The sequence below is a fragment of the Stenotrophomonas sp. 8(2023) genome (assembly GCF_030345295.1).
In the GTDB taxonomy this organism is placed as follows: domain Bacteria; phylum Pseudomonadota; class Gammaproteobacteria; order Xanthomonadales; family Xanthomonadaceae; genus Stenotrophomonas; species Stenotrophomonas muris.
This window is the reverse complement of sequence record NZ_CP128404.1, coordinates 1,770,143-1,786,610: the sequence shown is the minus strand read 5'-3', so window position 1 is coordinate 1,786,610 and position 16,468 is coordinate 1,770,143. Positions and strand designations below refer to the sequence as shown.

The window sequence follows — 16,468 nt, the reverse complement described above, 5'->3', positions numbered from 1 at the left end:
GATGCTGCGTTTCAAGCGTCGGATGTTCCAGGAGTGCGCCCGGCTGGCGAAAACGCCGCGCCGAGTACATCGGCAGTAGCCTGGACCAGCGGGATCATCCGGTCGTAGGCCATCCGCTTGGGGCCGATCACGCCCAGCACGCCCAGCACCTGGCCATTGGCCGTGTAAGGGGCAGTGACCAGCGAGACGCCCTGCAGCGGCATCATCCCGGTCTCCTCGCCGATGAAGATGCGCACCCCCGGGGCCTGGATGGTGCGCTCCAGCAGCTGCAGGATCTCCCGCTTGCTGGAGAACAGCTCGAACAGCTCGCGCAGCCGCTCCAGGTCGGACAGGTCCTGCACCCCCATCAGACGGGTCTGCCCGGCCACCAGCATGTCATCGGCCGCCGGCTGCAGGGCCTGCTCGGCCAGCTCGATGCTGTGCGCCAGCAGCTGCTCCAGCTCCGAACGGGCATCACGCAGTTCCAGCAGCAGGCGGGTGCGGATCTCGGCCATCGGCAGGCCGGCGAAATGCGCGTTGAGGTAGTTGGCGACCTGTTCCAGCTGGCCCGGCGCGAACTCCTGGCGGGTCTCGATGACCCGGTTCTGCACCTCGTTGTCGGCGAACACCAGGATCGCCAGCACCCGGCGCCCGTCCAGCGCCACGAAATCGATCTGGCGGAACGCGAACTGCTCGCGCCGCGGCGCGCTGACCACGCCGACGAAGTGGCTCATCGCCGACAGCAGCTCCGAGGCGCTGCCAAGCAGGGCCTGGGTGCTGCCGCCGCCGGCCAGTTCCTGGCGCAGCCGGGCCAGCTCGCCTTCGCCCGGCGGCTGCATCTGCAGCAGGCTGTCGACGAACACCCGGTAGCCATGTGCGGTCGGGACGCGCCCGGCCGAGGTGTGCGGCGAAGCCAGCAGCCCCAGGTCTTCCAGGTCACCCAGGATGTTGCGGATGGTGGCCGGACTGACCTCCAGCCCGGCCACGCGCGCCAGCGTCTGCGAGCCGACCGGCTCACCGTCCTGGATGTAACGCGCGATCAGCGTGCGCAGCAGATGGCGCGCACGCGGGGCAAGCTGGTCGGGAGAACCGTGCATGGAATCAACCTGTGAGACACGGACACTAGATAATGGCGGCGGATCACCTTGGCAAGTCATTGGACCTCCCGCGCCCGCGTGCTAGCGTTGCGCGGCTGCTGACACCCCCTTACCCATGCTCAGACATCTTTCGATCAAGGATTTCGCCGTCGTCCGCGCCACCGAACTGGAGTTCGGGCCAGGCATGACCGTGGTTTCAGGCGAGACCGGCGCCGGCAAGTCACTGATGGTCGACGCGCTGGGCTTCCTGTCCGGCCTGCGCGCCGACAGCGGCGTGGTCCGCCACGGCGCCGCGCGCGCCGAGCTGTCGGCCGAGTTCGCGCTGGACCAGCTGCAGGCCGCGCGCCAGTGGCTGGCCGACAACGAGCTGGACGACGAGGAGCAGTGCCAGCTGCGCCGCGTGATCCGTGCCGATGGCGGATCGCGGGCCTGGATCAACGGCCGCCCGGTGACCCTGGCGCAGCTGGGCGACCTGGCCTCGCTGCTGGTGGAGATCCACGGCCAGCACGAGCAGCAGGCCCTGCTGACGCGCCCTTCGCAGCTGGCCCTGCTGGATGCCTATGCCGGCAACGAGGACGAGCGACGCCAGGTGCGCCGCGCCGCTGCGGCCTGGCAGGCGCTGGTCGATGAATCGCTGGCGCTGTCGCAGCAGGGCGACGTCAGTGACCGGATCGGCTTCCTGGAGCACCAGCTGCGCGAGTTGGACCGCGAGGATCTGGAACCCGAATCGATTGCCGCACTCGGTGCCAGCCACCGTCGCCAGGCCCACGCCAGCGCCCTGCTGAGTACCTGCCAGGCGGCCAGCAACCAGCTCAACGGCGACGACGGCAGTTCCGCACTGGACCTGCTGCAGCAGGTGCGCCACGAGCTGTCGCGCCTGATCGAGCACGACCCGCGCCTGGGCGAGGTCGACGGGCTGATCGAGAACGCCTCGATCCAGCTGCACGAAGCCCTGTCGCTGCTGGACCGCGTGCATGACGACCTCGACGCCGACCCGGAACAGTTCGAGGAGAACGAGCGTCGCCTCGGCCGCCTGCACGACCTGGCCCGCAAACACCGTGTGCCGATGGACGAGCTGGGCGCGCAGCGCGAGCGCATGCACGCCGAAGTGGAACAGCTGCGTGGGGCTGACGAACGCCTGCAGCGCCTCGCCGGCGAGATCGACAAGGCCGCTGCGGCGTGGCGCGTGCAGGCCGGGCTGCTGACCGCCAGCCGCCGCGCCGCCGCTGCCGAGCTGTCGGCCACCACCACCGGCATCATCGCCGAGCTGGGCATGGGCGGCGGCCAGTTCCTGATCGAGCTGGAGCCGCAGGACGCCGGCAAGCCCGACCCGCAGGGTGCCGAGCGCGTGGAATTCCTGGTGGCGGCCAATGCCGGACAGCCACCGCGTGCCCTGCGCAAGGTGGCCTCGGGTGGCGAACTGTCGCGCATCTCGCTGGCCATCGAAGTGGCCGCGCTGGACCTGGATGCAGTGCCGACCATGGTGTTCGACGAAGTCGACTCCGGCATCGGTGGCGCGGTGGCGGACATCGTCGGCCAGAAGCTGCGCGCCCTTGGCGAGAAGCGCCAGGTGCTGTGCGTGACCCACCTGCCGCAGGTCGCCTCGAAGGGCCATGCCCATTACCGGGTCAGCAAGGCCCCGGTGGAAGGCATGACCCAGAGCGCAGTGGAAAAGCTGGACAGCAAGGCGCGCGAGGAAGAACTGGCGCGCATGCTCGGCGGCGTGGAAGTGAGCAAGGAAGCGCGCGCCGCCGCACGCAAGCTGCTGCAGGTGTAACGCCGGCCGAGCCGAGCATTGGCTCGGCTTCCGCAAGGTAGTGCCGGCCGCTGGCCGGCACCCCGATGCGGGTGGATGAAGATCATGAGGTTGCCGGCCAGCGGCCGGCACTACCCCTGTGGCTGCGTCAGATCGACGTTCTCCACCAGGAAATCAAGAAACGCGCGCACCCGCAGCGGCAGGTAGCCGCCCTGCCCCAGGAACACCGCGTGCACCTCTTCCAGGTCACCGGGATTGGCGTCCTCCAGCACCGGCAGCAAGCGCCCGGCGGCAATGTCCTGCTGCACCTGGAATGCTGCCAGCCGCGCCATGCCCAGCCCACCCAGCACCAGCTGGCGCAGCGCATCGCCGTTGCTGGCGCGCGCGTTGCCACTGGGCAGCAGCATGCGTTCGCGCCCGTCCTGCAACAATGGCCAGCCCTGCATCGCGCGCGCATGGCCGATATCCAACCGGTTGTGCGACTGCAGCTCCTCGGCAGTGCGTGGCAGCCCGTGCCGCTGCGCGTAGGCCGGTGCAGCCACGATCATCATCCGCGTCGCACCCAGCCGCCGCGCCACCAGGCTGGAGCTCTTCAGTGGACCGGCCCGCACCGCCACGTCGGTGCGCTGCTCAAGCAGGTCGATCACCTCGTCATTGAGGGTCAGGTCCACGCCTACCTGCGGGTTGCGTTCGAGGAATGCCGGCAGCAGCGGCAACAGGAAATGCTGGCCGAACGGCACGTTGGAGTTGACCCGCAACCGTCCACGCGGCTCGGCATGGGCACTGGCACAGCGCTCGGCCTCCTCCAGGTCGGCCAGCACGCGCAGGCCGCGCTCGTAGAACGCGCAGCCTTCCGGGGTCAGCTGCAGCTGGCGGGTGGAGCGTTGCAGCAGGCGCGTACCCAGCCGCTGCTCCAGCCGGGCCACCAGCTTGCTCACTGCTGACGGCGTCATGTCCAGGGTGCGTGCGGCGGCGGAGAAGCCACCGGTCTCGATCACCCGCACGAACACTTCCAGTTCGCCGGATCGGTTGATGTCGGGTCGCGCCATGACGATGAATCCAGTTCACAGATGATTGTCCATGCGCAGTCTAGTTCACAGATGACCCCGGAATCACCATGGCGTTCCCTTCCCCTTGGATTGCCCGATGAACCGCTTGAGCCAGCTCACCGCCACCGCCCTGCTCGCCCTGTCCGGCGTCGCCAGTGCCGCATCCGCCCCGCACTGGGTCGCCAGCTGGCAGGCCAGCCCGCAACCGGTCTGGGACGCGGATTTCCTGTTCCCGACCCTGGTTCCGGCCGCGCTGCAGGACCAGACCTTCCGCCAGACCGCGCGCATCAGCCTGGGCGGGTCCCGGCTGCGGGTGCGGCTGAGCAATGCCTACGGCACCCAGCCGCTGCGGATCGGGGCGGCCAGCGTGGCCGCGGGCGCGGGCGCCACCCCGCAACCGCTCAGCTTCGACGGCCAGCCTGGGGTGTTGATCGGTGCCGGTCAGGAACGGCTGAGCGATCCGCTGGCGGTGGCCACGGAAGACCACCAGGCGCTGCAGGTCAGCGTCTTCGTGCCGGGGCCGACGCCGGTGCAGACGTTCCATTGGGACGGCCGCCAGACCAGCTGGATCGCCAGCGGCAATCAGGCCCGGGCGCGCGACCTGCAGGATGCCAGTTCCACTACCGCACGCCTGTTCCTGACCGGGATCGAGGTCGAGGGCGCCGCCAGTGCGCGTAGCGTGGTGGTGATCGGCGATTCGATCACCGACGGCGCCACCGCCAGCCTCGACCAGGACCAGCGCTGGACCGACCACCTGGCCGCACGCCTCGCCCCGCGCGGGGTGGCGGTGGTCAACGCGGGCATTTCCGGCAATCGGCTGCTGAGCGACGGCATGGGCGAGTCGGTTCTGGCCCGCCTGCGGCGTGATGCACTGGATCAGCCCGGCGTCGCCAGCGTCATCGTGCTGATCGGCATCAACGACATCAGCTGGCCCGGTACTGCCTTCGCCCGCGCGCAGCCCCGGCCCAGCCTGCCCGAGCTGCAGGCCGGCTATCGTGCCCTGGCCGAACAGGCCCACCGGCGGGGTCTACGCATATTCGGCGCCACCCTGATGCCGTTCGCGGGCGCCCTGCCCGGCACGCCGCTGGACGACTACTACCACCCGGACAAGGAGGCCCTGCGCCAACAGCTCAATGCATGGCTGCGCAGCAACAGCCCGTTCGACGCGGTGATCGACCTGGACGCGGCGCTGCGCGACCCGGCCGATCCGTCACGGATGGCCGCCGCCTACGACTCCGGCGACCACCTCCACCCGGGGGATGCCGGCAACCGGGCGATGGCCGAGGCGGTGGACCTGGAGATCCTGCTCGGTTGCAAGGGGTCAGAGCCCTCTGCTGGCGCAAAGGGATCCGACCCCGCAGAGCGCCCGGGGCCGGCCCCCTTTCCTGGAGGGAAAGGGCCCTGACCCCGGCAACGAAAAACCCCGGGCAAGCCCGGGGTTTCGTCGCTAGCGGCTGGCCGGAACGGCCTACTTGCGCTTCTTGCGCACGTAGAGCACCAGCGAGTGTTCTTCCAGCTCATAGCCGTGATCGGCCGCGATCTTGCGCTGCAGCTCCTCGATCTCATGGCTTTCGAATTCGATGATCTTGCCGCTGTCCACGTCGACCATATGGTCGTGGTGGCCACCACGGTCCAGCTCGTAAACGGCCTGGCCACCCTCGAAATTGTGCTTGAGCACGAGGCCGGCGGCCTCGAACTGGGTCAGCACCCGGTAGACCGTCGCCAGGCCGATCTCGTCGCCATGCTCGAGCAGCTGGCGGTAGATGTCCTCGGCGGTCATGTGGTGCTGGTGGTGCTGGGCATTGCGCTGTTCGAGCAGCGCCAGGATCCGCATCCGCGGATGGGTCACCTTCAGGCCGACTTTACGCAGGTCGTGGGTTTCCATAGGTCTCCGTTCATTGGCGATTTAGCGCCAGCTGCCTCGGATTGGGTCGCGGTGGCACGCCGGGAGTGTATCATCGGTTTGATTTCCCCAACCGCCAGTCCCGATGCGCAATCTCCTGTTGGTCGCCGCCGTCGCCCTGTCCACCACCGGGTGCGGCATCATCTACAAGCAACCCATCTATCAGGGCAACCTGATCCGGGAAGATGCCGTGGCCAAGCTGCAGGTCGGGCAGAGCAAGCAGCAGGTCACCGCGCTGCTGGGCACCCCGTCCATCCCCGACCCGTTCCACGCCCAGCGCTGGGACTACACCTCCAGCCAGCGCGTGAACCGCCTCGGCCGCACCGAAGTGAAGAACTTCGTGGTGTTCTTCGAGAATGACGCCGTTACCCGCTGGGAAGGCGACTACTTCCCGGGCAACGACAAGGCCCTGGCCCAGCAGACGGTGCGCCAGTTCGGCCGCAACCTGCCGAAGGACAAGAAGAAGAAGGGCCGCTGAGGCCTGCCCGTCCGCAGGGACGGGTTGCCGGGATCAACCGCCGAGCGCGCGACGCCGGCGGTTGTCCTTGGGGTCGGCCAGCAGCGGGCGCAGCAGCTCGATGCGGTCCCCGTCCAGCAGCGCCTGCTGTGGACGGGCCAGCACGCCATGCACCGCGGCGGCCGGACAGTCGGCACTACCTTCCAGCGCAGCGGCGGCGATGGCGTCGGCCACGGTCGCTCCCTCTTCCAGCTGCAGGTGGCGCGACAGCACGCGCTCCGGCCAGGCCAGCACCACCTCGACCTCGATCATCGCTCAGCCCTCGTCGGCGACGCGGACGAAATCATTGACCATGCGATCGGCCAGTCCCTGGAAGCCGATCGCCAGGGCCGGACCGAGCAGGCGCGAGCTGGGTTCGAACTCCAGGGTCAGGGTGACCTTGCACGCATCCTCGGCCAGCGCATGGAATTCCCAGCGGCCGTGCAGCTGCTTGAACGGGCCATCGCGCAGCTGCATGTCGATGCTGTGCGGGCGCTGCAGGGTGTTTTCAGTCTGGAACCAGGTACTGAACGAGCCCAGGCCCAGGTCCAGGCGCGCCACCAGGCGGTCCTCGCCCTGCTCCAGGATCTGGGCAGCCGAGCACCAGCGGAAACGGCGCGGATAGGCCTGGACGTCGTTGACCAGGTCGAACATGCGCGCGGCCGAATGTTCGACCAGGGCGCTGCGGCGGATAGTAGGCATGAATACAGGACGTTTCGGCAATCGACCGGGCGGGCCCGAATCGGAGACAATACGGAAATGAGCAAGAACAGCGGCAAGGATAAAGCAAAGAGCGCGACGGCCACCAAGACCATCGCGCTGAACAAGCGTGCCCGCCACGAGTACCACATCGAAGAGCGCTTCGAAGCCGGCCTGGCCCTGCAGGGCTGGGAGGTGAAGTCGATCCGTGCGGGCCGCGGCAACATCATCGACGCCTACGCCTATGTGAAGCACGGCGAGATCTTCCTGATCGGCGCGCAGATCACCCCGTTGATCCAGGCCTCCACCCACGTGGTGGCCAATGACCGGCGCGAGCGCAAGCTGCTGCTGCACCGGAGCGAGATCGACAAGCTGGTCGGCAAGGTCGAGCGCGATGGCTACACGATCGTGCCCACTGCGATGTACTGGAGCAAGAACAAGATCAAGCTCGAAGTCGCGCTGGCCAAGGGCAAGCAGACCCACGACAAGCGCGATGCCGCCAAGGACCGCGACTGGGCGATCGAGAAGCAGCGTGTGATGCGTCGCGGCAACCGCGACGCATGACCGCCCCCATCGGCGCCATGGTGACTGCCAGCGCCGATGAAACGCGCACGTTGTGCGCGCGCCTGCTGGCCTTCAACCAGGCCCACGGCGGCGATTCACTCGATGAGACTCCAGTCCGCCTGGCCTGGCATGACGAGCACGGCGCGCTGCGCGGTGGTGTGCTGGCCGACGTCTGTGCCGGCTGGCTGCAGGTACATGTGCTGTGGGTGGACCCGGAACTGCGCGGGCAAGGCATCGGCCAGCGCCTGCTGGCGGAAGCAGAAGCCGCCGCGCGCCAGCTTGGCGCCCGCAACGTGATGCTGGATACCTTCGACTGGCAGGCCGAAGCTTTCTACCTGCGGCAGGGCTACACCGTCTATGGGCGGCTGCCCGATTGCCCGCCCGGGCACGAGCGGATCTACCTGCGCAAGGCGTTGCCAGGCTCCTGACCACGGCGGCTGTAGAAGCCGCCGACCGATCACCCTGCCAGCACGCCCTGCCCGCGCATGCGCGGTGCCAGCGCCGCGTGCATCACGGCCAGGTGCATCACCACTGCCAGTTCCGGCGCATGCCGGTCATCGCCGGCGCGCCACCGCTGCGCCAGCTGGGCCGCGTCGGCCGGCAGCAGGGCCAGCAGCTGGGCGTCATCCAGCGAATCGGCCGCGCCCTGGAGCTGCCGCGCCATCTGTCGCGCCTGCCATACATGCACGCCGATGCTGAGGCTGGCCAGCGACATCAGGACCACGGCCAGCCCGTGCTCGAACCATTGCGACAGCACTTCCGGCCCCCACAGCAGGGCCGCCAACACGGCCAGGCCCGGCAGGCGCCAGCCCAGCCAATGGACGCGACCGCGCTGCGACCAGTGCACAACCACCGCACTGGCCACCAATGCCGCGGCCGCAGTCGCCGGCAGCTCGGTCAGCGCGGTGGCCGCAAGCAACACCGCCAGCACCACCCAGACCCAGCCGGGCGGCAGGGCCCGCCGCTGGTAGTCGGCCCCGACGGGTCCGACCAGCTGTCGCAGGCTGCGTTGTTGGCTTGCCTCGGTCACCCACAGTCTCCGTGTCTTTCCTGGTCCGGATGGTCGCCGCCAGTGTGTCGCAAATTCGTGCCAATGACGTTACCAATCCGCTATGGCCAATGCAGTGCAACTTATTGGAAATTGACAACGCTGCGCGCGCACCGTCGCCCCCACAGCCGGGACCGAGCGCCGGATCAGCTCAGGCCGGAAGCGAGGGTCGCGTCACGACGGGCAGCGCCTGGCAACGTTCATGCACAGAGCCGACCGGTACGGCGCAGACACGCTCACCGACGAACCGGCGGTACTCCCGGTTGCCATCCTCGGGCTGATCCAGCCCGGGAACCTTCAGCAGGTCCAGCCCCCGCGCCTGGGCAATCAGCTCTGCGGCCTTCACCATCGCCGTGGACCTGCCACCGAAGAAGGCGATACGCGATTCGCGCGAGTGCTCGGAGAACGTGTTGATCAGGTCTACCAGCGACCGCCCCAGACCGACGACATTCACCACCAGCAGGCTGTAGTGCCGCCATTCCACCAGCGTTGCCGCGCTGCACGCGTCGCCGACCACTTCAACGCTGACCCGCGCATCGATCGACAGGCGCGACTCCATCGCAAGTCGCTCCATTGTTCGCTCACCCACCAGCAGGACCCTGATCGAGGCCATCACCCACTCCTTCCCTATGTGTGCCCGCCGCCGAAAGCAGGGACTCCAGTGAAGGAGAAAATGGTAGGCACGCGCATGCCGGCACCCAATAAGACAACCCCGAAAACAGCGTTGATTGCAGGTACTCCAGGCCTTGCAGCAGGGTGCGGCACGCCAGAATCGGAATGGTCTCATGCGGGCCAACGTGCTCCCCGCATTATTCTCGCCACCTCACAGTCGCGGCGTTCCTGCAGTGTCCGGGACCGCAACATGGAATGGATCGGGAGGGCAGAGGCATGGCGTTTCATGGCGACCTGGACGGCATCGACCTGGAAGACATCATCGCGCTGATTGGCGCACGGTCGGGCGTGCTTTCGCTCGGCCCGATCCAGGGAAAAACCCTGAACCTGCATGTGGCCGCGGGACTGGTCGCATCGTTCTCCATCGAGCAGAACATCGAGGGCAAGGACCGGATCTTCAAACTTGCCCGGTGGTTCTCCAGGCACCGCTGCAGTTTCAGTTTCGAACAGAAGCCGATCTACGCGACGCAGGCCCTGCATCTGGACCTGCTGCAGCTGTTTCCGCGCCGACAGCCGACCGTTTCAGCGACAGACCCGGTGACGGGCCCGCTATCCAATCCGGACACGGTGTTCATGCTGATCAAGGCCAAGAAGGCCGCGCTTCCACTGGAGCTCCAGCGTTTCCTGGACCGGGTCGCGCCGATGCTGGAAAAGGGTGCCAGTGCGCACGACATTGCGCGCCGCACGCAGATGCGACTGCAGGATGTACAGCTCGCACTGCACGGCCTGAAACAGGCCAGGAAAGCGTGGCCGGCGTTTGTCGGCACAACGCCACCGGCGCGCCCTGCCGGATATGGCGTGTTCTCGTGGCTGCTGCGCCCCCGTGCTGCGCGCGCTGCATCGGGGTGAACGGTTGCAGGGTACGGGCTCCCAGACCGCTGCGACCGGCAAGACCGTGGTGGTGGCGGACGAGCATGCCATCTTCGTGCTCGGCATGGTGAGCTCGCTGCGGGTGCTTCCGCAGGTTGTGGTGACCGGCCAGACCACCCGTCGCACCGTCCTGCTGGAACTGGTGGAACAGCAGCAGCCCGACGTGGTCATCACCGGCTACACCCTGCAGGTGGAAGGCAGCACGCACCCCGGCCACGCACCGATCGCGGATATCGGCCGCTTGTCGCCGAGCACCCGCATCATCGCCATTACATCGCAACCGAGCGACGCGCTGCACCGGCGCATTCTTCGTGCGGGTGCCCACCTCGTGCAGGACAAGACCTGCCCCATCAACACCCTCATCCGGGGCGTGATCGACACGCTCAAGGGCGGCGCTCCCGCTGCTGCCGACAACCAGCGTCCAGTGATCGTCGGCACCGGTGCCCTGTCCACCTGCGAGCAGCAGGTCCTTCGACTCTATCTTTCCGGCATGAACGTCACCGCCATCGCAACGCTGCTGCAGCGGAGTAAGAAGACCATCAGCGCGCAGAAGATCAGCGCCATGAAAAAGCTCGGGGTATCGAGCAACCAGGAGCTGGTGCTTCTGGCCACGACCTTCCCCCCGCCCGAATGGCCGGAGGCGGGCGGGCTTTGAACTGGGCCCAGCCCTATCGGCCCTGTACCTTGCAGCGCTGTAGAAACCGGAGGTACATTCTCCCCGTGGCGCCATCGGCGCCGGTTTCGCAAACACCAGAATAACGCGGCCCATCAATGCTTTAGCGTTATGGACTTTTTCGTTCACGCCTGCCGGATGTGCAGAAATGGGCATCGATTGGCAGCGTTTGGTCAACTTCTTAGTCAACATTCGATGTTGACCGTTGCCGTCGTCAGCGCGCCGATGGATCTCCGAGCTGCAGGTTCTCGTCTTCCAGCTTCCTTATCTCATCACCCAGAGCTATGTGCAGGCGGTCATAGATCGGGTGCACCTGCTCCCATAAAGCTCGCGCTTCGGCTTTCACCACCGAGTTGGTCACTTGATACAGCAGCTCCCGGTACTCAGAGAGCTGTTCATAAACAGTGCGCGTGTGAATTCTCGCGTGTATCGGCACGACCTCGGCTATAGCGAGCCTGAAATCCTCCGCAACCTGAGGAGGTAACTTGTACGTCCCCCACTCGCCGGTCCTGTCGTACGCTTTGATGTCCTCGAGGTGAACAACTGCCGCCGTCCGCATGAGCTTCAGCAATAGGGGTTGAACGGAGATGAGGTTCGCGCGCTCAGCATCTATGCGCCGCATGCGTAGGGCGTCGTAGCGTTGCTCTCGCCGTAACTCCTTCGCGTGCCTCCGGCGACCTTTTTCCGTCAGGTGGTCCTGGAGCCATTTCAGACCGAAGCCGAGAATCAGCGTGGCCACCGGCACCAGCCACTTCCAGTCGTAGCCAGCGCTCGCCGCTGCACTGGCCGCCGGCGCGGCCTTGACGGTCGCCAGGAAAAGAGCTTCCCGCATCTTCAGTTCCCCTAGATCCTGTCACAAGTTTGCCTGAACGATCTGACGAATAGTTTAAGTCGGCGGTGCGTGCAAATCGCCAAAGCAGCGGTAGTAACTCCTTCAGATCGCGCCCCCGAGCTGGCGCCCGGCAGCTGGCCGATCAGGTAGTCCAGTGCCAGCCTCCTCGCTCTCGCCAATGCGACCACAGCCAGGTCACCGACCACCACACCTCTGTCGAGCCGCATTCCTAATCCTGTGACTGCTATAGGGTTTTTCCTACGAGTAAGAGGCATAGACTCCGATAGCGCACTTGAGAACGTGGGCGCAGCCTTATGCAGCTGCAAACCCAAGCGGAGGCATCGACAAAAGAACACGTTCTGCACGAAACCTGATCACCTTTTCCAATAGGGAGTTGTAGCGCATGAGAATGGATAGGAAGTGGGGAATTTTGGCGCTTTCGGTCGGACTGACCTTGGGCAGCACCTACGCAGCAGGTGCGCAACAGGATCCCGAGGCCGTCCCGATGCTATCGGATCAGAATAAGCTGCTTGTCACGTCACAGATTCAGAATGATGTGCAGCGGTTCGTCAATGCCCAGAAGCGAATCGATGGACAAGGCAAGAATATACTGGCTCGGATCACCCCAGATCCGTCGCGCCAGTGGATTTATGTGGATCTTGATGGTGCCTTTCTACCCAAGGGCCGAAGCGAAATGGGGGAGGACCTTGGGCAACTCATTAGGGATATTCAGAACCATGTCGTGGATCTTCTTACAGGCATCGTAGAGTTCAAGGCCGTCGTCATCAGGGTCGATGGCAAGCGCCTGGATGAGATTTATCCTCCTCGCTACAAGTCCAAGCAGAGGGCACGCGCCACTTCACAACTGACTACCCCAGTAGATGGCTTAGTCGTGCTCAGTCCATCGCACGGAAAATACTTTCACTACGGCAGTAACAAATGGGAGTATCAGCGCCCGCTCTATGTGAACTCCACTGTCGTCCATGAGGACACTATTACCCCGGGCTACACCTCGATGCTGCAGAGCCTTCTGACATTGAGGAGCCCGACGCATGCCACGTCAATACGTCAGACTCGAGACATTGGCAACACTGCGATTGATCCTAACAGCGGCTTGAAATGGGCAGAGCTCGCTGCACGCTATTACTTGGCCAGGCTCTATCCCAATGAAACCGGGATGTGGAATCAGTACCCTAATGGAAAACCGAACCGTGCAGACCTCCGTGAGTATGATGACGATATTGCTGTTCGCCCAAATTTTGCAAACTTCCTAAACGCTGAAACAATGATCTCCATCCACACGGATGGTAGCGACACGAACCCGTCAGCACGAGGGCTGTCTGTCTTCACGAATCTCAACGATCCAAAATCTGTAGCGCTTGCCGAGAGCGTCAAGTGCTACGTGCAGGAGCAAATCAAACAGCGCCCTGATTACCCAACATTCCCCATCCGCTCAGGTCCCAATGATGGAGTGGGCTACGGGGAGGTCCGAGAGGCGGATATGGAGACCGTGTTGGTTGAGGTGGGCTTCCATAGCAACGCCGAAGACGCTGCACTACTTCAGACCACAGAGTTCCGTACCATTTCGATGAGAGGTATCGAAAAGGGCTATCGCATGTACAGAGAGGGGAAGGCCTGCATACCTTTTGCCATTACATCGGTAGGTCCGGCTGCAGGCAAGTCCCCCGGCAAAGTACCTGTGGCGTTCACCTATGTGGGTTATCCGCAGGGAGCAATGAAGGCAGATGTGGAGATTGTTAAGTGCGCACCGGGCAACACCTGCAACGGCGCGAAAGGCCTTCCGGTCACACTCGCCGATGGAAAGCTGTCATGGAACTTTACATGTGGCAACGTCGGCGCAAACGCGACGCATACAGTAAGGACGAAGCTCTATGATGCTGATGGTGTCTTCGCAAAGTCTGTCGAATCAGCCGTGACCTGCCAGGTGTAAGGCGGCCGAGAACTCGCGCTAGTTACCTGAGTTCGCGCTAAAGCATGAACCGTTTGCCAAGGCCTCCTCGTCAGGGAGGCCTTTTAACTCATGCCTCGATTGAAAGAGGCTTCTAGGAAGGGGCTGCCGTGGCGGCCCCATGGACCTTACAGGTGCGGCAGGCCCAGCCGCCTCCGCAGCGCCGCCACGAGCACGATCGAGGTCCGCACCAGCGCGTGCTGGTCGCGGGTCAGCTGGTCGTACATCTCCAGCAACTTCGGAAAGATATGCCCCACCCGGGTGCACTCGTCGTCGGTGTAACGCTTGCCGTCCACCACCGCCGGGCCCGTGACGCTTGCGCAGACAGTCAGGATGCCGGCCGAGTCGTAGTACGGCGTGTAGCGGCGTCCTTCGTGCGCCGAGCCGTTCGTGGCAAGGGCGGCCACCAACGCGCCGATCAGCGCCAGCGGTGCGGCGGCGAACCCGATCCGCTGCTTGGTGTTGGGCGTGATGTCAGCCAGGGCGGCGGATCCACGTCCAGAGGCGCTTGGCATTGCCCATGCGCGCGGACCACCAAGCGGACCAGTCGCCCCAGTTCTTCAACCTGACGGTGAACATCTGGACGGCGGTGAACACGATCGCGCCGGTCAGCGCCCAGTCGCTCAACGTGTAGCCCGGCGAGTAGGTCGCTGCGGTGGCGCTGGCTGCCGCCCCGATCTTCGAACCTGCGACCGCCAGGTCCGTTGTGATCTGCTCTTTGATGCTCACCGCAGTTCCCCCAGTGAAAGGAGGCCGGCATGGCCCACCACTACCGCGGTTGCAGGGTCGCGCGGACACCAGCGGCGCGTCTCACGACGGCCTATGTGCTGGCTTGAGTGGTGGCCATGACTACCGGCCATTTGGTAGCGGGAGGTGGATTCGAACCACCGACCTCGTGGTTATGAGCCACGCGAGCTGCCGGACTGCTCTACCCCGCAAACAAGAAGGCCGCTGATCGACCAGCGGACTCCCACGTCCTGGTCAATCAACGGCCTTTGAATTGAGGCGCCCATAAGAACGCCCACTGTAGGAATTCAAACCTACTTTCGGTTCCCGAGGCAAATGCGGTTCCTCATGAGGAAGAAATCTTCCTCATGAGGAACAACTGAGGTCAGCTTTATGAACGATCGGCTGCCATCATCGCGAAGCCCCAAAGCGCGGTCTCTGTATTTCTAACGGCAGCGCTAAGCTCAAGCTCAACCGGGTCGTCGCTCTCCAGTGAAGAGAACACCCAAGTGTCGGCATCGAAGGCCAGGTCGGTGTAGGCGGCGTACGCGTCTGCGTCATCTGCCTTTCCTGAGAGCAGCATGTTCGCCTTTGACTGCGCTGCTCGCTTCAGATGAATCTGCGCATCTACAGCCTTCTGTCGAACAATCTTGAGTATCCGCAGCACGGCTTCCACTGAATCTGCTGCCTCTTCTCCCAAGGCAGCACGCACCCTGTATCGAATCGCCTCAAGCTGAGCCGTCGTATCAGCGTGGGGAACATAGCGGAGCTCGATCGCTCCGTAGACCCGCCTGCGCTCGTGGTCTTCAGGAGATTCGCCCTCTTTGGGAGTGATCATTTTCGATTCGGCCTCTGCCACTACCGGGCGACGGAGGTCTTTAATCACGTCCCGCACTCCATAGACGAGGGTTAGCGCATCCTCTGCGAGCGCTTGACTCTTCGTGGCCTTCAACTGTTTCCGCCATGACGAAAGGCCTGCCCAGCCAACCCAAGCCAGGACGAGTGCGCCCGCTCCCTGCGCGAGCGCACCAAATCCTTGTGTGACTACGGGCCAATCGATTGCCAATGTCCAACAGCTCATAACTGGCCCCACGGAATCAGAACGCGCTTCGAAGGTCGGAGTTTGGAAATATCATTGCGAGCACGTGCCAGCACGGCTTCAAACTACGTTGCGTTCAGCTTCCCCTCGAACGCAGTAAAGGTCGCCTTAGTCAAATCCAGGGATCGCGCCCGCACAACTGACGCGGCGTGCGCCTCGCGATCCGAGGCCAGATCGTCGGCAACCGCGCCAAGTTGCCTGGGTTCCCAGCCACGAACTAAGACACCCGTATCCTGCTGCTCGAAGTCAACTTGCTTCAACACGCGTTGCGCGTCTCTAAGCAGCGAGTGAAATCGAGACGTCCGGCTTATCACCATGCCGGAGTAGTAGCCGGACAACAGCCCTGTGGCCAGCCCAGTCCCGAGGCCGATCAAAATGTTCTCGCACAAAGGATCCATCCAGCGCCCCATTTGAAGGATTGTAGGGAAGCGGCGCGCCCCCTAACAAACCTTAACAAATGTAATAATCGCCGCCAATACAGGGAGGGTGTCGCAATGGTTGAGACCGTGCTTGGTATGACCGATCTGCAGATCAAACTGTTCACGGCGCTTGGGCAGATCGGTGTAGCTGTCGCTGTGGGCTACGTTGCTTACCGTCAATGGCGAACTGCACAACAGCAGGCTTCCACTGCTCGGAACAAGTTGCAGCTCGACCTATTCGACCGGCGCTTGGCGGTTTATGAGGCAGTGCGATCCGTGGCCTACCGCTCAATTACGTCTGACTGGCGGGCAAACGTTGAGCTGGAGATGGCCTCTCATCTCGCCGAACTCCGATGGCTGTTTGGCGAGACCGTGCGCGACTTCGTTTGGAACGAGCTCTATCTCCCGCTGGTGGACCTGTCTTCGGCCAAGGCCACTATTGCTGAGCCAGGACGGCTCAGCGAGCCAGAGGTGCGAAAATCGCACGAAGCGGCAACTGTCAGGCAGAACGAGTTGAGAAAAAGGCTCGGCAATTCACTGAAGGTGCTCGACGAAACGATGGCCGGATTCCTGACTCTTACCCACTGATTGCCTGGCCGTTAGACCGGGTGCCGTGC

General features: G+C 64.4%; 21 protein-coding genes and 1 tRNA gene. 9 read left to right on the top strand and 13 right to left on the bottom strand.

The features are described from left to right. Positions 1-11 precede the first annotated feature (11 nt). Positions 12-1,076: a heat-inducible transcriptional repressor HrcA gene (gene hrcA, locus QP609_RS08425; protein ID WP_010484463.1), complete on the bottom strand. Its 1,065-nt coding sequence runs from the start codon at positions 1,074-1,076 to the stop codon at positions 12-14. Positions 1,077-1,191: 115 nt separating this feature from the next. Between hrcA and recN the strand changes: the two genes are divergently transcribed. Then, entirely contained in the window at positions 1,192-2,853 is a 1,662-nt protein-coding gene (gene recN / locus QP609_RS08420) for a DNA repair protein RecN (RefSeq protein WP_197621821.1), read from the top strand. A 110-nt stretch (positions 2,854-2,963) separates the two neighbouring features. Here recN and QP609_RS08415 read toward each other — a convergent pair whose 3' ends face one another. Next, on the bottom strand, positions 2,964-3,881 hold the full coding sequence (locus tag QP609_RS08415) for a LysR family transcriptional regulator (RefSeq protein ID WP_032959114.1): 918 nt from the start codon (positions 3,879-3,881) through the stop codon (positions 2,964-2,966). Between the two features lie 97 nt (positions 3,882-3,978). On the opposite strand from QP609_RS08415, the gene QP609_RS08410 reads away from it, so the two are divergent. Then, a complete protein-coding gene (locus QP609_RS08410) occupies positions 3,979-5,286 on the top strand; it encodes an SGNH/GDSL hydrolase family protein (protein WP_014646808.1) in 1,308 nt (435 codons plus the stop codon). A 63-nt stretch (positions 5,287-5,349) separates the two neighbouring features. Here QP609_RS08410 and fur read toward each other — a convergent pair whose 3' ends face one another. Continuing rightward, positions 5,350-5,766, bottom strand: coding sequence for a ferric iron uptake transcriptional regulator (gene fur, locus QP609_RS08405; protein ID WP_014646807.1), 417 nt, complete (start codon positions 5,764-5,766; stop codon positions 5,350-5,352). A gap of 103 nt (positions 5,767-5,869) precedes the next feature. Here fur and bamE point away from each other — a divergent pair, with 103 nt between their 5' ends. Next, complete coding sequence (gene bamE, locus QP609_RS08400) at positions 5,870-6,262, top strand: outer membrane protein assembly factor BamE (RefSeq protein ID WP_014036847.1); 393 nt, start codon at positions 5,870-5,872, stop codon at positions 6,260-6,262. Positions 6,263-6,295: 33 nt separating this feature from the next. Here the strand turns inward: bamE and QP609_RS08395 are convergent, their stop codons facing one another. Together QP609_RS08395 and QP609_RS08390 are read right to left on the bottom strand one after the other, a co-directional pair. After that, positions 6,296-6,553, bottom strand: coding sequence for an RnfH family protein (locus QP609_RS08395; RefSeq protein WP_014646806.1), 258 nt, complete (start codon positions 6,551-6,553; stop codon positions 6,296-6,298). A gap of 3 nt (positions 6,554-6,556) precedes the next feature. Beyond that, positions 6,557-6,982 (bottom strand): type II toxin-antitoxin system RatA family toxin, encoded by a 426-nt coding sequence (locus tag QP609_RS08390; protein ID WP_032959119.1) that lies wholly within the window; start codon positions 6,980-6,982, stop codon positions 6,557-6,559. Between the two features lie 57 nt (positions 6,983-7,039). On the opposite strand from QP609_RS08390, the gene smpB reads away from it, so the two are divergent. Together smpB and QP609_RS08380 are read left to right on the top strand one after the other, a co-directional pair. After that, positions 7,040-7,543 (top strand): SsrA-binding protein SmpB, encoded by a 504-nt coding sequence (smpB, locus tag QP609_RS08385; protein WP_041863318.1) that lies wholly within the window; start codon positions 7,040-7,042, stop codon positions 7,541-7,543. Further along, entirely contained in the window at positions 7,540-7,971 is a 432-nt protein-coding gene (locus tag QP609_RS08380) for a GNAT family N-acetyltransferase (protein WP_046430139.1), read from the top strand. Before smpB ends, QP609_RS08380 begins: the two co-directional genes overlap by 4 nt. 29 nt (positions 7,972-8,000) lie before the next feature. Here QP609_RS08380 and QP609_RS08375 read toward each other — a convergent pair whose 3' ends face one another. Both QP609_RS08375 and QP609_RS08370 read right to left on the bottom strand, forming a co-directional pair. Next, complete coding sequence (locus tag QP609_RS08375) at positions 8,001-8,573, bottom strand: hypothetical protein (protein ID WP_197621181.1); 573 nt, start codon at positions 8,571-8,573, stop codon at positions 8,001-8,003. A gap of 169 nt (positions 8,574-8,742) precedes the next feature. Continuing rightward, positions 8,743-9,204 (bottom strand): hypothetical protein, encoded by a 462-nt coding sequence (locus QP609_RS08370; RefSeq protein ID WP_136191668.1) that lies wholly within the window; start codon positions 9,202-9,204, stop codon positions 8,743-8,745. Positions 9,205-9,479: 275 nt separating this feature from the next. On the opposite strand from QP609_RS08370, the gene QP609_RS08365 reads away from it, so the two are divergent. Together QP609_RS08365 and QP609_RS08360 are read left to right on the top strand one after the other, a co-directional pair. Next, complete coding sequence (locus QP609_RS08365) at positions 9,480-10,112, top strand: DUF4388 domain-containing protein (protein WP_075076175.1); 633 nt, start codon at positions 9,480-9,482, stop codon at positions 10,110-10,112. Next, the gene (locus QP609_RS08360) at positions 10,087-10,788 is read left to right on the top strand and encodes a response regulator transcription factor (RefSeq protein ID WP_075076174.1); all 702 of its coding nucleotides are present in this window, start codon (positions 10,087-10,089) and stop codon (positions 10,786-10,788) included. Before QP609_RS08365 ends, QP609_RS08360 begins: the two co-directional genes overlap by 26 nt. A 232-nt stretch (positions 10,789-11,020) precedes the next feature. Here QP609_RS08360 and QP609_RS08355 read toward each other — a convergent pair whose 3' ends face one another. Further along, complete coding sequence (locus tag QP609_RS08355) at positions 11,021-11,638, bottom strand: hypothetical protein (protein WP_197621182.1); 618 nt, start codon at positions 11,636-11,638, stop codon at positions 11,021-11,023. A gap of 409 nt (positions 11,639-12,047) precedes the next feature. Here QP609_RS08355 and QP609_RS08350 point away from each other — a divergent pair, with 409 nt between their 5' ends. Continuing rightward, complete coding sequence (locus tag QP609_RS08350) at positions 12,048-13,589, top strand: N-acetylmuramoyl-L-alanine amidase (protein ID WP_289213936.1); 1,542 nt, start codon at positions 12,048-12,050, stop codon at positions 13,587-13,589. A 146-nt stretch (positions 13,590-13,735) separates the two neighbouring features. Here QP609_RS08350 and QP609_RS08345 read toward each other — a convergent pair whose 3' ends face one another. From QP609_RS08345 to QP609_RS08325, 5 genes are all read right to left on the bottom strand, one after another. Beyond that, positions 13,736-14,122, bottom strand: a complete 387-nt coding sequence (locus QP609_RS08345) for a hypothetical protein (RefSeq protein WP_230374560.1) — start codon at positions 14,120-14,122, stop codon at positions 13,736-13,738. Next, positions 14,082-14,336: a hypothetical protein gene (locus tag QP609_RS08340; protein WP_289213935.1), complete on the bottom strand. Its 255-nt coding sequence runs from the start codon at positions 14,334-14,336 to the stop codon at positions 14,082-14,084. Before QP609_RS08340 ends, QP609_RS08345 begins: the two co-directional genes overlap by 41 nt. A 132-nt stretch (positions 14,337-14,468) precedes the next feature. Continuing rightward, positions 14,469-14,545: transfer RNA gene (locus QP609_RS08335), tRNA-Met, on the bottom strand. 179 nt (positions 14,546-14,724) lie between these two features. Further along, positions 14,725-15,285, bottom strand: a complete 561-nt coding sequence (locus QP609_RS08330) for a hypothetical protein (protein WP_289213934.1) — start codon at positions 15,283-15,285, stop codon at positions 14,725-14,727. A 212-nt stretch (positions 15,286-15,497) separates the two neighbouring features. Next, positions 15,498-15,830 (bottom strand): hypothetical protein, encoded by a 333-nt coding sequence (locus tag QP609_RS08325; RefSeq protein ID WP_289213933.1) that lies wholly within the window; start codon positions 15,828-15,830, stop codon positions 15,498-15,500. A gap of 96 nt (positions 15,831-15,926) precedes the next feature. Between QP609_RS08325 and QP609_RS08320 the strand changes: the two genes are divergently transcribed. Then, positions 15,927-16,439, top strand: coding sequence for a hypothetical protein (locus QP609_RS08320; RefSeq protein ID WP_197621186.1), 513 nt, complete (start codon positions 15,927-15,929; stop codon positions 16,437-16,439). The last annotated feature ends 29 nt before the right edge of the window (positions 16,440-16,468 follow it).

Coding starts and splice junctions, on each gene's coding strand:
- recN (WP_197621821.1), top strand. CDS start 1,192: ATGCTCAGACATCTTTCGATCAAGGATTTCGCCGTCGTCCGCGCCACC.
- QP609_RS08390 (WP_032959119.1), bottom strand. CDS start 6,982: ATGCCTACTATCCGCCGCAGCGCCCTGGTCGAACATTCGGCCGCGCGC.
- QP609_RS08415 (WP_032959114.1), bottom strand. CDS start 3,881: ATGGCGCGACCCGACATCAACCGATCCGGCGAACTGGAAGTGTTCGTG.
- bamE (WP_014036847.1), top strand. CDS start 5,870: ATGCGCAATCTCCTGTTGGTCGCCGCCGTCGCCCTGTCCACCACCGGG.
- QP609_RS08410 (WP_014646808.1), top strand. CDS start 3,979: ATGAACCGCTTGAGCCAGCTCACCGCCACCGCCCTGCTCGCCCTGTCC.
- hrcA (WP_010484463.1), bottom strand. CDS start 1,076: ATGCACGGTTCTCCCGACCAGCTTGCCCCGCGTGCGCGCCATCTGCTG.
- QP609_RS08395 (WP_014646806.1), bottom strand. CDS start 6,553: ATGATCGAGGTCGAGGTGGTGCTGGCCTGGCCGGAGCGCGTGCTGTCG.
- QP609_RS08355 (WP_197621182.1), bottom strand. CDS start 11,638: ATGCGGGAAGCTCTTTTCCTGGCGACCGTCAAGGCCGCGCCGGCGGCC.
- QP609_RS08365 (WP_075076175.1), top strand. CDS start 9,480: ATGGCGTTTCATGGCGACCTGGACGGCATCGACCTGGAAGACATCATC.
- QP609_RS08370 (WP_136191668.1), bottom strand. CDS start 9,204: ATGGCCTCGATCAGGGTCCTGCTGGTGGGTGAGCGAACAATGGAGCGA.
- QP609_RS08325 (WP_289213933.1), bottom strand. CDS start 15,830: ATGGATCCTTTGTGCGAGAACATTTTGATCGGCCTCGGGACTGGGCTG.
- QP609_RS08345 (WP_230374560.1), bottom strand. CDS start 14,122: ATGCCAAGCGCCTCTGGACGTGGATCCGCCGCCCTGGCTGACATCACG.
- QP609_RS08350 (WP_289213936.1), top strand. CDS start 12,048: ATGGATAGGAAGTGGGGAATTTTGGCGCTTTCGGTCGGACTGACCTTG.
- QP609_RS08320 (WP_197621186.1), top strand. CDS start 15,927: ATGGTTGAGACCGTGCTTGGTATGACCGATCTGCAGATCAAACTGTTC.
- fur (WP_014646807.1), bottom strand. CDS start 5,766: ATGGAAACCCACGACCTGCGTAAAGTCGGCCTGAAGGTGACCCATCCG.
- smpB (WP_041863318.1), top strand. CDS start 7,040: ATGAGCAAGAACAGCGGCAAGGATAAAGCAAAGAGCGCGACGGCCACC.
- QP609_RS08380 (WP_046430139.1), top strand. CDS start 7,540: ATGACCGCCCCCATCGGCGCCATGGTGACTGCCAGCGCCGATGAAACG.